12 protein-coding genes are annotated in these 13443 nt (G+C 32.8%); all 12 read right to left on the bottom strand.

From position 1 onward, the window contains the following. Positions 1-25 precede the first annotated feature (25 nt). Complete coding sequence (locus tag Q0192_RS16330; RefSeq protein WP_299291095.1) at positions 26-1135, bottom strand: glycosyltransferase; 1110 nt, start codon at positions 1133-1135, stop codon at positions 26-28. Positions 1136-1183: 48 nt separating this feature from the next. Beyond that, positions 1184-2191, bottom strand: coding sequence for a glycosyltransferase (locus tag Q0192_RS16325; RefSeq protein WP_299291093.1), 1008 nt, complete (start codon positions 2189-2191; stop codon positions 1184-1186). A 4-nt stretch (positions 2192-2195) separates the two neighbouring features. Next, complete coding sequence (locus Q0192_RS16320; protein ID WP_299291091.1) at positions 2196-3371, bottom strand: glycosyltransferase family 61 protein; 1176 nt, start codon at positions 3369-3371, stop codon at positions 2196-2198. A gap of 175 nt (positions 3372-3546) precedes the next feature. Then, positions 3547-4380 (bottom strand): glycosyltransferase, encoded by an 834-nt coding sequence (locus tag Q0192_RS16315; protein WP_299291089.1) that lies wholly within the window; start codon positions 4378-4380, stop codon positions 3547-3549. Between the two features lie 65 nt (positions 4381-4445). Next, positions 4446-5537 (bottom strand): glycosyltransferase family 4 protein, encoded by a 1092-nt coding sequence (locus Q0192_RS16310; RefSeq protein WP_299291087.1) that lies wholly within the window; start codon positions 5535-5537, stop codon positions 4446-4448. Next, positions 5534-6538: a glycosyltransferase family 2 protein gene (locus Q0192_RS16305; RefSeq protein WP_299291085.1), complete on the bottom strand. Its 1005-nt coding sequence runs from the start codon at positions 6536-6538 to the stop codon at positions 5534-5536. The genes Q0192_RS16310 and Q0192_RS16305 overlap by 4 nt, the downstream gene beginning before the upstream one ends. 60 nt (positions 6539-6598) lie before the next feature. Next, positions 6599-7504, bottom strand: a complete 906-nt coding sequence (locus Q0192_RS16300; protein WP_299291083.1) for an alpha-1,2-fucosyltransferase — start codon at positions 7502-7504, stop codon at positions 6599-6601. 41 nt (positions 7505-7545) lie between these two features. Then, on the bottom strand, positions 7546-8757 hold the full coding sequence (locus Q0192_RS16295; protein ID WP_299291081.1) for a hypothetical protein: 1212 nt from the start codon (positions 8755-8757) through the stop codon (positions 7546-7548). 9 nt (positions 8758-8766) lie between these two features. Further along, a complete protein-coding gene (locus Q0192_RS16290; protein ID WP_299291079.1) occupies positions 8767-9720 on the bottom strand; it encodes a glycosyltransferase family 2 protein in 954 nt (317 codons plus the stop codon). 95 nt (positions 9721-9815) lie between these two features. After that, entirely contained in the window at positions 9816-10859 is a 1044-nt protein-coding gene (locus tag Q0192_RS16285; RefSeq protein WP_299291077.1) for an exostosin family protein, read from the bottom strand. A gap of 277 nt (positions 10860-11136) precedes the next feature. Next, positions 11137-12075: a hypothetical protein gene (locus tag Q0192_RS16280; RefSeq protein ID WP_299291075.1), complete on the bottom strand. Its 939-nt coding sequence runs from the start codon at positions 12073-12075 to the stop codon at positions 11137-11139. Further along, the gene (locus tag Q0192_RS16275) at positions 12065-13330 is read right to left on the bottom strand and encodes an ABC transporter ATP-binding protein (protein ID WP_299291073.1); all 1266 of its coding nucleotides are present in this window, start codon (positions 13328-13330) and stop codon (positions 12065-12067) included. Before Q0192_RS16275 ends, Q0192_RS16280 begins: the two co-directional genes overlap by 11 nt. Positions 13331-13443 lie beyond the last annotated feature (113 nt).

Raw genomic sequence — 13443 nt, 5'->3', positions numbered from 1 at the left:
CTATATTTTGTTTGCTAATGATAATTTAAATGTTGTTTAAAATACCAATATATTTTTGGGTGATGACAGGCCAGCTTAAAGTATGTTCATAAAAAGAAGCAGCATTTTTTTGTATTAGTTTTTTTAAATCCTGGTTGTTGTTTAACATTTCAACAGCTTCAGCCCAGTCTTCTGTTCGGTTTGGGTTATTTACAAATAAAATATTTACTTTATTTTGCAGTGCGTTTTCATCTGTCATGTCGCCTTTTGAGGTAATTACCGGCAAACCCCAATTCAAAGCCGCTGCCAAACTTCCGTTTTTTAATGATGCGCCGCCTCTTCCGTGTGCATCAACCTTTTCCATATGGATAAATATATCAAGGCTGTCAAAATATTTTTCTATGCCATCGGGTGATAAAGTACCGGTAATAGTTAAACCCGGCCTGTTATAAAAGTTATGTTTCGTCCAAACATCATTATTGGCCTTACTTTGTTTGCCTATCAAAAGTACTGTGCCCAAATTGTTTTTTAAAATTTGATCTACAACTTCTGCAAAAAAAGAATCTACACGGTTGGCAAAGCAACCAATAGCAGGCAAATTGTTATTGGTTTGGCCAATGTTGTTGTTTTTGGTAAAATTGCTTGGGATGGGCAAAAACGTGAAATGAAAGGGCTTTAATTGTTTGGCATTAAAAGTAGTCGAAGTTGTCCGTGCCGAAGACAATGCCGTAATGAAATAAGCAGTAACAAGTTGTAAAAGGCTGACGGTGATTTTTTTTGGGTTTAAAATGTATAACCTTGTTGCTACCTCATGAAACATAACGGCAAGCTTATATCCTTTAATCCTTAAAACTAAAACAATATAGATCAAATATAAAGGAATACCAATTTTACTGAACGAATAAGGTTCGTACTGAAAAATGATGGTGTTAACTTCTGTTGGCGGTTTTAAAAATTTAAGCCAGGAAGCAGCTTTTTCCTCTTCGCCTTTTTGGATTACATGTACCTGTTCACTTTCTGTTGCATCTTGTGAAAAAGTAATGATATGTACATCAACATTTTTTTCCTGTAAATTTTTAAATAAAAAACTAGTGTAATCTCCAATGCCACAAATATCTGGCAGGTAATTTGGTGTTACAATATAAGTAGTTTTCATCTATGAAAGAGAGCGTATTTTTGCAAGAAACAAAGTTTCAAACTATTTTTATTTGATATCAGCATTAAAAGTTATACTTGTTGGTTGGTATGATTTTTTTACCAATTTCATGATGTTTAAAGGTATCAAACGGTTCATTACATTGTATTTATTAATCAACCTTAAACCAGGTTTTATCTTAAAAAATACTTTAAAAGCATAATCAACAATATCGCTTATTTTTTTGTTGTTAGTTGATTCTTTAAAAGCCATTTGACGGGTGGCATCCTGTAAACTGTAAATAGTAATCAGTTTTTGATCAAAGTTGTTTTCAATAAGATATTTTAAAACAGCCGCCGAAGATCGCAACAACCTTTTGTCTTTTTTGATTTGGTTTTCTTTTAGCTCTGCAAAAACAGAAAAATTATCTTTGTGCATCCGCCAAACTGATAAAGGTTTTTCTATAAAAAAACTCTTGCCTAAAGGCAGTATGGCCAATATTAAAAATTCATCAATATACATGTCTACTTCGTCCGGAATTTGGATAGTTTTTAATACCGAAGCCCTTGCCGAATACGTAGTTCCTCCGCCAAAAAACATATTGCTGCTGTAAAAACGTTGCAAAAGCCAATTGCCATACAAAGGTTTCCCTAAAATGTCTTTTGGCAGTTTTTCTGTTACCAATACATTTGTTTGCTGGTACAATACTTTGGCCGCTGTTCCTACATGTACAATACTCTGATCGCTTTCAAAAACTTTGACATATTCCGCAATTTTGTTTTGTAAAAAGTAATCATCGGCGTCCAAGTTAAAGACATATTTTCCGGTACACCTTTGTATGGCATTAAAAGTAGCATTGGCTTTTCCTTTATTTTCCTGGTAATAATATTGGATGCTGTTTTTATCAACCAAATCTTTTAAAACCTCAAAAGTGTTGTCTGTTGAGCCATCGTCAACAACAATTATTTCAATTTTATCTTGCGGATAATTTTGGCTTAAAATACTGTCAATAGCTTCTAAGATATAATTTGTGTAATTATAAGTAGGAATGATAACGGAAACTAATGGCTCTGACATGGAATTAAAAAATTTCTTTTAACTGCATTTTATCCAGCATCAGTTTTAAATCCGCAAGTGGGATAAACATATGGGTATCAGTTTCTATCATATTGTTTGCTTCGTCTATAAATGGTTCGCCTTGATTGGTATATAATAAATAGTAATCCAAACCAAAGCCGTTTGATAAATCATGAAATGCTTTACGGTAATGGATTCTATGGGTTACATGTCTTATTTCGCAAACTTTTGTCCCGGGTTGGCAAAATATAATATTTGTTAGTTGTGATCCATGACAAGAAATAATATCTGTAACATTTTGAAATAAGTAAATTTGTTCGTCTATGCTCAGGTCTTCGTTATGGATACATTCAAAACCATATTTTTTTAAAAAAACTACTATTTCGTCTTCGTTCAGTACCCGCCTTGTATTTACTTTCGACCGGCTGATGTAAATCCGTTTCGAAAAAGTACGGGTAAAAACAGCATTAGGTTTGATGATTTTTAAAAGATAATCTTTGTACCAATTTCCCTTCCTGTTGTACCAGGAAGAAAAAACTAGTTCATCGCAATCATAAGCATCTTCTTTCCCATATAATCTAACCTGCTTTTCAAGCGGGATCCCAACCCGTGTAAAAATACTATTCTTATCTATTATTTTATCTTGAATTATAAAGTTATCTATTTTATTAAAATCATAACCAGCCAGTTCGGCCAAGTAAAGCATCGGAAGCCCGTCCTGCATTTTATGCCAATAAGCACCGCCACGGATAATGATGGAACGGCCTTTCAGTTTTTTGCATTTTGGCAAAAACAGCGTACTAAAAGCCGGGTGAGATTTTTTTGCATTGCCATAATAATTAGATACCGGTGCCAATAAATAATCATCTTCCGTTAGTGTAAAAAAATCTTTAGCATAAATCCTGATGTTGGGCATTAAGAAAACGTCTTCGGTAGTTTTGGTTTGATAAGTCGCAACTTCTGCACCTGGCAAAGGTGTGCCCAAAGTAAATACTGGTTCTTTTATTTCAATATTGCTGTTAAAAAATTGCCAATGATTATATTGTTTTCCCTGTTTCTTTTTCAGTTCAACATAATTGATAATTTCTTCAAATGTTTGTAAAGTGTCTTTTGGGCCTCCAATATATTTAGAATTGATACGCAATGGCTTGATTAAATAAACATTTATTCCTTTAGCCAATACTGTTTTTAGCCTACGAAATTTGTTCAGGCCGGCTTTAAGAAATTTTAATAAGTTTTTTTTGATCAAAATACTTTTTTTGTTTTTTAAAAAAAAGGCCTAAACAATGCTTTATACTGCTTTATTCAATAAGTAGTTTTATAAAAAAACGGGATATAAATATACAAATAGCAAATTATTTATTAATTGCCATATAAACAGAAAAGTATAATTGCATAAAATCATAAGTTATTTTACTAAAAATGCCTTTAAATTGGTAAGCTGCAGCATTTTTTAAAGTGTTTTTTATGAATGAATTATAAAATGCAATTAAATAATACTTGCTGTTTATTTCCTTTTTCTTTTCGGGATGCTTTTTCAAAAAGTACAAGGTAGATAAAAACCTCTGCTTTGTAATTTGATACATATCTTTTTGTACCCTCCATGGATGAATGACTATGGCATCTTTTAGAAAATTTTTTTTGATGTTTTTCAGATGGAGCCGGTAATCCAAGTCCACATCTTCCATTGCTGCGTAAGGAAATTGCTCATCAAAACCTTGTAAAGTATTTAAAAAAAAATTTTTGTTGATCATGAAATTACAAGACCACAAGTAGCCGCCGGTTTCATTAACCGGAGATTCTTCTGCCAAACTTTGTTGTTCGCGGTCGACTTTGATACATCCTTCAAAAACCAAAGTATTTGGATAACCAGACAATGCGTTATGATAAACTTCTAAAATTTGTTTAGCCGGCAAGCAATCATCATCTATAAAAACCAACCATTCTCCTTGTGCATTTTTTGCACCCGAATTTCTGTTTGCTGCCGGCCCTTTTTGTGTCCCCGCTACCCATTTTGCCCAAGAGTAATTTTCTTTTAGCAGTTGTTTGGCCTGTTGGTTTTTGCCATCATCAGTTACAATTACTTCGTATTGATCAGAACTTAACGTTTGATATTTTGGATCGAGACAATCCAGGCAAAGCGTTAACAAATCATTGCGGTTATAGGTTGGAATAATTACAGATAACATGCTAATCTTGTCCCAATTATATTATTATAATCAATATTGATTGTTGACTTTCAATTTTCAAAATCTTAATCAAACAATTGTTTGATCATTTTTATATAACTGTCTTTCAAAACATCCCAAGAATAACAATTATAGGCAGCTTGTATTAAATATTTAGGATCAATTTTAGGATGGGTGTTTCGTAAATATTGAGCCAAAACATCCTCTTTTTGCATGTCCAAGTAAGTTCCATTTTCACTCAAAACTTGTTTTGCATTAATATAATCATGAACAATGCAAGGCAGACCATAACTTAAGGCTTCGATCAATACGCGGCCGAAACCTTCATTCAAAGAAGCCAGCACAAAGTAATCGGCAGCAATATAATAATCTTTTACTTTTTCATATGTAACGCTAGTGATCAAGTGTCTTTCGGGAAGTTTTGCTGATGCCAAATCAATAAGTTCTGCAGTTTCTGCTTCAAACTGGCCTAAAATAATTAAGAAATAATCCTTTCCAAGTTTTGCAATTTCGTTAATCAGGTAATCCATTCTTTTATGATGTTTGTTAATTGTTCCAACTGAAAGGATGATTTTTTGATCAGAAGAAAAACCTAATTGTTTCCTGATATTTTCTTTTTTAGCAAGGTCGTTTAAACGCTCTTCTTTATCAATGTTAAAACCATAAGGCAAAAGCGTTTGCATAGACGCCGGTGCGCCTTGTTTAATGGCTTGTTCTAAATAAACGGGCAAAAGCTGTTGTACATGATCTTCAGTTTTAAATGGAGGGCCGTTTGGTGCACCATTAGAAAACAAAAGTTTGTATTTAAATTTAAGTAACCTTCGTAAATGCCATAGATAGGTGCCTAACCAAAAATCACTATAATAAATAACAGCCGGTTTTTTTTTAAAAATTAAAGGAAGCAACGATATACAAAAAGTAACTTGTTCTATCTTATAAGGATCAGAAGATAAAACTTTAGCTATAAATTGCGTTGATTTGTTTCGACGTGGTAAATTCTGTAATACAATTTCATTGCCAGTACTTTTACCACCGCCTTTAATCAGGTATAATTTGAAATCTTTTGTGTCTCTTAATGCATCATAGCATTCATGGGCAAAGGATTCATAACCACGATTAATGTGTCCTAAACCGGTACAAACTAAAAAAATATTCATGCTGTTTTTAGCAACATTTTTTTGGTAAGTGTTCTGTTTACTTTTCTTAAACCAAACAAAATTACATCTGCCATGGATTTAAAAAAAACAATCCCGGTAACAGGGGATAAAAAACACAAGGATTTTATAATGTATTTAACATCAGCTTTATTTAGAAAAATTCTTTTTCGCGAAGCTTCTAATATTACACTGAACAAATAGATGTCTGTATATTTTAATTTGTTTTTTAATGAAATGTTGTATCTAACTTTACGGTAAGCATATAAACTTACTTTTAATTTTTCTAATAAAAATATTTTATAATTGTCTTTGATATAATGTTTCGATCTGCTTACAGAAGTATCAGACTGGCGGAAGTAATTTAAACATTGTGGCCAGTAAGCAATGTAATTGTCAAAACAGATGTCAATCCAAAATTGCCAATCGCCGCAAATTTTATATAGTTTAAAAGAAGCATCAACTTTATAAAAATTTTCTTTTTTAAAGATAACTGCACTTGCATTTGGTACAATCGGATGAAAGAAAAAAGCATCTTTACATTCATCATAGCCATTATTTAAATAATAACCATTGTGGTTGTTTGCAACTTCCTGAACCAATTTTCCAATACTTACACCATTTTCATCTACTGTATTAGAACCGCAAAAAGCCAAGCCAACATTTGGGTTTTGATTGGTTATATTAACCAGGGATTCTAAGAAATTGTTATCTGCATAATCATCGCTTTCCGCCATCCAAATATAATCTCCGGACGCCAAAGCGATTCCTTTTTCCCATTGTAAAAAAACACTTCCTGAATTGATTTCATTATAAACAATATGTTTTATTTTTGAATGATTCCTGTATTGCTCGATAATCAACCTACTGTCGTCAGAAGAACAATCATCTAAGATAATGATTTCAAAGTTTTGATAAGTTTGGTTTAATACAGAATCAATACGTTGTATTAAATAACGTTCATGGTTATAATTTGGAATGATGGCAGATACCAAATTAACCATTTAATCTAAACCTTGGATTTTGATACAATGCTTCTTTTACCACTATAAAATCCAAATTAACTACAATTTAATCCAATCAGGAAATTGTAATTTAATGTTTTTATTCACATGATCTATCGGCGACCATTGATTAGGGGAAATTACAATTTTATTTGTGTTCCTGTTTAAAAGAGCGGCCCACCAGCTAAAAGTACTGTTTGCAATGATGTTATGTTTGCTATGCCTCATTAAATCCAAATCTTCGTAATCTGCATTGCCATCTACATAAAAAGCCGGTGCATTAGTTTCAATATTGTCTTTTACCCAATCCAAGTCATCTGAAAAAAAGTAAAAGTTGGGGCTTGAGACTTTTTGTTTGATATAATGGATAGCTTGATCATAATAAGTTACAGGCAAAACGCCCATCAAATAATTAGCGCCAGAATCCGTTACATAATCGCCCCGGCGAATATGTACAGCAACGGCATCAGGATCATTGTTAATGTTAGAAAACCACTTTTGCGCTCCGTCACTTCGCTTGTCTTTCAAAGTTAACTCTTCAAAAACCTGCGGTTGCATATTTTCAAAATACTTGTAATGCTGCCAGTAACCTTCTATGTAAACATCTTTGGGCGTTTTAAAAACAGAAGGTTCATAAACCCACCAAACAGCTTCTTTAAAATAATTTTTAGTGTATTTTGGATAAAATACCGGTTCTATATTTCTATAAACCTTTGCATAAAAAGAAGTTTTTGCATGTAGGTTTTGATAAGTCGAAATCTCTTTCATAAAAGGTACAATATCCGTTGAAGTTGCAATATCCGCATCAATGTTAAAGTGGTTCAATTTATATGTACGCAAATCCTGGTTGTCAAAAAAAGAAATATCTAATTTTAACGGAACTTTTCTTGCTAAAGCCAATTGCCTACCAAAAGCATATTGCAACAATTGGTTTCCTAAACCGCTTATTAATTTAGTTATAACCAAATTTATAATTTAAAATAGTTGAACATTGCAAGTAGAAAATATTAAGCTTGGTTGATAACTTCTTCGAGAAAATTTTTTATTTTTTTATGGACTGTTTCTTGTGAAAAATTATGCAAAGTATTCCATGCGTTGCTTACATATTTTTGGTAAACATCCATGTTTTGCATAATTGTCAATAGCTCGTTTGCAATTACTTTTTCATCCTTTGATTCAATACAAACGCCGCAGTTGTTTTCTTTTAAAAATTGATTGTTGGCGGCATAGGAGGGGGCGCAGCTTATAATCAGTCTTTTAGCTTTACAATAATCTGTAATTTTAGTTTGCAAAGAAGCTTTGGTATGTGTATAATTTTCCTGGTTAAAAGAAGCAGTAATCAAAAGTGCATCCGCTTTATTAAGTTGTTGATGTATTTCCTTATAAGGTAGATGCCCGCCATAAACAACGCCCAATGGTTCTAATTCATTTCGCCGCCATTGCCACTGGCTTTCCTGTGTATAAAGTAACAATTGTACAGGAAATTGCAATGAAATGTTTTTGACAGCTTTTGCAAAAGCATAAAAACTATCAAAATGCATGGGCCACAAAGCACCGGCATAAGCAATTTTAAAAGGTTTATTTTGGATATAAGGCTGATCTGGAGGTGCATCTTGCAGGTTTACCGGGTTTCTTGCATATAGTATTTTTTCTGGCTTCGCTTCATAACGTTCAGCCAAAAGTTTACCCAATTCTTTACCAATCATCATCCACTTATGATGTTCTTGCAACATATCTTTAATAATGTTGTTAACTAAGTTTCCTATTGGGTCGTTTTTGGTTTTGTACATCCAATCATCCATAAAATAAGGAACAACCGGACAAGTTATATTTTTATGGTTCAGCAACTTGTTGTGCATCAAAATACCTGTTGCTGTGTTTGAACAGGATATAACCACATCAGGTGCAAATGCAATAATTTCCTGCTTTAGTTTTGAATAGTTGTTGTTTTTAAAAAGTATAAAGTTGATTTGGTTAATTAACGGTGCCAAAAATTGCATGTACCTGTTTAACCGAAAATTTATTAGGTTTAACTTATAACTTTTATATCTTTTGGTGTAAGGTTCTGTTGAACCCAAACTTTTAAGGTTTTTTTGGTCAACTTCTGTAATTCCTAAAAAGTCTTCTGGTTTTATAAAACAAAATAAATTGTACAAGGTCTGGTTAATTCCGCCTTCGTTTAAAGCCATCGGCGCATCACCAAATAATAAAACCTTCATTGTAATTGGTTAAGAAAATTTTTTAATTTTTTTTCCAATTAGTTTTTTAGCCCAATATTTTGCATAAATTGGAAAAAGTTTTGACCAAAAACTTTTGTATCTCCAAAAGGTTTTATGTAATACGGAATAATGGTTTTCGGTATCAAACCTGTTTTCAAAATATAAAAGCTTGATAATATTTGCAGGAAAATAATTTGCGATCAGGTTGGTATTGGTAATTTTTATGATGCTTTTATCGTGTCCATTTTTCACCAAGTCCTTTAGAATAAAATTATAGTTTTTAGCAAAAGTATTAACAAACTGGTAGCCTCCGGAATTATTTTGTTTGGCAGCAATTAAAGGCGTTTCCACAAAAAGGTTTTCTTTTGCCGAATAAATTGCTTTGATTGTCCACCCAACCTGAACAATATTTGTACCCATATACTTTTGATAATTGTAATCCTGCGGAAGAACAGATTTGTTGATGATATTGCCGCTAATAAAAGTTACGTAATAATGGATTTTTTCGATAAAAGCTAAAGGGTCTTGGTAAGTTATGGTTCGCGTACAAGTTACTAATTCATCATCCAATTCATCTTCTTTGTGATAGGGGATACATTGCAAATAAATATCGCCATAATCTTTGTCTTTTAATAACTCAACAACCTGCTTCAAGCTTCCTTTTAGCAAAAATTCGTCATCGCCTAAAATCCAAACATACTTTCCATGAGCTTTATCAAAACACATCGAACAAGTAGAATCGGGCCCAAGGTTAATTTTATTTTCATAATAATCAATCTTTGTTTTTAGTGCATGCTTAGCAACAATATCTTTTGTGCAATCTGTGGATGCATTGTTAGATACGACCAATTCTATGGCTTGATTTACATCATTCAATTGTGAAATAATTGAATCCAAACATCGGTCCAAATATTTTTCCCTATTATAAGTAGGAATCCCGATGGTTAGTAAAGGTTGGTTCATAAACAAATTTTACTGGTTTTTATAGTGATTGTTTTTAATACTGTTTTTACCCTATAAAATTTTGGTTTACTTGGCCGGTAAAAAGGACTTTGAAATTATATTTGTTTAAGTAGCGGAAAATATTGATGTAAACTTTGGTAAAAACCTTTTTTGGACAAATTTTCTTTCCAAAATAACCGGTTGTTTTTTTGAACTTGGATAAAGTCGTCCGGGTGAATGGTTTGATGGAAATCTAAAATAAGCTGGTCTGCTTTTGAGGCATCTTTTTCTTCAATCCAAACAACGTGTTTCTTCCAGTTAGTAAATTCTTCAAAAGGCAAAACACAATTTGTATTGATAAAAACTGGAATCCTACCAGCGCTTAATATTTCATACAACCTAAAAGAGTAATTGCCATGGCCGCTCACGCACAAGTTATACTGGTTTTCAAAAATATTATTTACAAAAGGCAGTTTTGAATTTACTGGATCCCAACTTTGTTCTAAAGTAGTTAGGGTAAAATCAGTTTTAATTTTAGGGTTGTTTAAGCAGGAAACAATGGCATCTCTTCGTGCAAGATAGCCGAAATTGTAATACAAGTTAAACTGTTTGTTTATGCCTGCTTTTTTTAAAAATTGGTTAACAGTTCTTTTTATAGAAAGTTTAACCGGCAGTTTCAGTGGCGCTGATTGACCCCGAAAACCAATGGTTGGACGGTCTGTTTTTTCCAGCCAAAGTTCATTTTCAGTCAGGTTTTTTTGTTTCCTTAAATCTTTGGTATAAGCAGGTAAAGCAAATTCATTTGTGTCTTTCTTGCTTTTTAATAAGGAAGTTCTGAAAATGATACTGTTAGGAACATTGATTTTATCAACCGGGTCATAATAGTAAAACAAAATAATTTTTTTATCCAACTTTACTGCATTTGCAACCATTGCAGAAAGTTTTTGTCGCAAACTTTCAATTTCTTCAGCAGTATAATTATAGTGTTTGTGTTCATGCTCTTTGTAACCATACAACTTTTCGTAATTGATAGGAAAAACAAAAAAATCAGCATCTTCAGGTTTAGTAACCAAGTTAGAATGGATGCCTAATTGAACAATTACTTCTTCGCTTTCAAATTTTTCAGGATAATTTGTTCCTGTGTAGAGTTTATAACTCAAAAGTTTAAAATCAATTTTTACAAATAACTTGAAGACTGTTTGTACTTATGGAAGTAAAATGTTAATGCTTCTTTTACCTTATAAAAATTAGTATTGAATTAGCATAAGTGAATTAAAATCAACTATATGTTAATTACAAGTAATAAAAGAAGCATACAATCCTTGATAATAAAAAATTAATCAAGCTTTTAATTATTGAAAAAAAGAAGTTGCTATTTTGAGAAAATTAACTTAGATAATAAAATAACATACTTCTTTTATGGCATAAAAATTTGGTTTACCACATCCGCCAATCGTTGGCATCAATGCCATACCATAATTTTGCGTTCCTTCTCATGCCAACAAAAATCCCAACGTTAGAACTTAGCGTACCCACAAAAACTGATGATCTTGACAAAATTTCTACATCTGTTATTAATTTAATGGTCATTGTTTTTTTAGCTTCTTTGCTCATTAAATTATACTCGCCTTCGCTAAAACCTCTTTCATCTTCCTGGCAATAAGTATAAACCTTGTAATCAGGATAATTACTTTTAAGTTCTTTGATAATGCTATAATTGTCTGTCAATACAAACAATTCTTTTGTCGAATTTTTGCTTTTGATGTAATTGATATAGTCATCAACTGGCGATAATTTTGCTTCAGTAGCTTTGTCGCCGCTTCTGATATGTACACCAATGTATTCTAAGGGAAGGTTTAAATTAGTAATTCTACCATCAATTTCTTGTTTGATGGTAGGTTGAAAGCGCCACAACTGATCGGTAACTACTTTCAAAGAATGAAGCAAATTTCCTGAAATGTCTAATTGTGGTATGTTAAAAGTTTCGTTTTGAAACTTTGCATCTCGGATAAAAGGCCAAACGTCTTGGGTTAAATAATTTATACCCAAAGTTGTTCGGATTAGTTTAGTTTTGATGATATTTGGAATAGTTGACCTGATCTGGTAACTTCTGGCATTGTATTTTAGATGGATTTTAGCCTGGCTTTCTTTACAAAAAGGAAGAAAATAATCATCCCAGCCTTTATCATAAGAAAAATTACTGCCTTTTGAAGATAATACAAATTTAATGTTGTTTTTCAGGCAAAACAAAACGGCCAAAAACAAATGATTAATTTCTGAAAAAAGCCCAGCCTGTATCCCAACCCTAAAAACTAAAACTTTTTTAAAAGAATTGTTGAGTTTGGCATAATTTTCAAGCCACTCTTTATTTTCCATTTCGATTAATTAGGAAAAAGCCGTACTCATTATAACTAATAGGTTTTCCGGTAGCTGTTAATTGTCCATGTTTAATTAAAGAAATGCCGTCTATCGTTAAATATCTTTCTATGTTTGGATAATCTAATTCGATGTTCATGGTATATTCCCCATTTACAAAATTAGCCGGAAGTTGGATGTTTTCTTTGAATGAGAATTTGCCTTTTTCAATCGTCAGGATTTCTGCGTATAAATGTGCCGGACTATAAAAAGATACCAGAACGCCTTCCAAAGTAAATATTTTGATTTCAATATTTAACTGGAAAATATCAGTGGCAAAGCCATCAATTTCTATGGCTAAATTATGGTCGTTTGTATTTAATTCTATCGTTGCATCTTCACTTTGGTTGATGCAAATATGGTTGATTGTTAAAGCGGCGTGCTTAACTTTAATCAGTTGGAGCAGTGTTTTGTTTTCTTTTACAATGCCCTGTTCTTTGTAAAAACTGATGGCGTTTTCAACCGGTCCAATTAAGCCGATGCTTCCTTTATCCAGCACAATCCCATTTTTACAAAGCTGTTTTACCGAAGCCATGTTGTGGCTAACAAATAAAACTGTCCTGCCTTCGCCTGCGCTTACTTCGCCCATTTTGCCCAAACATTTTTTCTGAAATTCCGCATCGCCAACAGCCAACACTTCATCTACAATCAATATTTCGGATTCTAAGTGTGCCGCTACCGCAAAAGCCAAGCGGACATACATGCCAGAGGAATAACGTTTAACCGGTGTATCCACATATCGTTCAACGCCTGCAAAATCTACAATTTCATCAAACTTGGCTGCGATTTCCCTTTTGCGCATTCCTAAAATGGCACCATTTAAAAAAATGTTTTCCCGTCCACTTAGTTCCGGGTGAAAACCTGTGCCTACTTCCAGTAAACTTGCAATTCGGCCTTTTACTTTAATGTTGCCTGTTGTTGGCGCAGTAACCCGGCTTAACAGTTTAAGCAATGTACTTTTGCCGGCACCGTTACGGCCAATGATTCCCACTGCATCACCTTGTTCGATATTAAAATTGATGTCTTTTAAAGACCAAACAATATCGCTGGTGCCTTTTGTGCTGCGGTCGTTGGTTTCGCCAATTTTTAGATAAGGGTCTTCTTTGCCACGTATTCTGGCGACCCATCGTTCCAAGTCCCGTGAAATTGTGCCTGTACCAATTTGGCCTAACTGATATGCTTTGGATAGGTTTTTAACCTGGATAGCTGTGGACATGTAGTTAAAAACGTGCAAGGAAAGCCTTTTAATTCAACAACTTACTTTAAATATGATATTAAAGATATTGATGAATAAAATTTAAGTATTAAATATTGTTAAAGTTACTTTAT

The sequence above is a fragment of the uncultured Mucilaginibacter sp. genome (assembly GCF_937859865.1).
GTDB lineage: Bacteria > Bacteroidota > Bacteroidia > Sphingobacteriales > Sphingobacteriaceae > Mucilaginibacter_A.
This window is presented reverse-complemented; position numbering and strand designations above follow the sequence as displayed.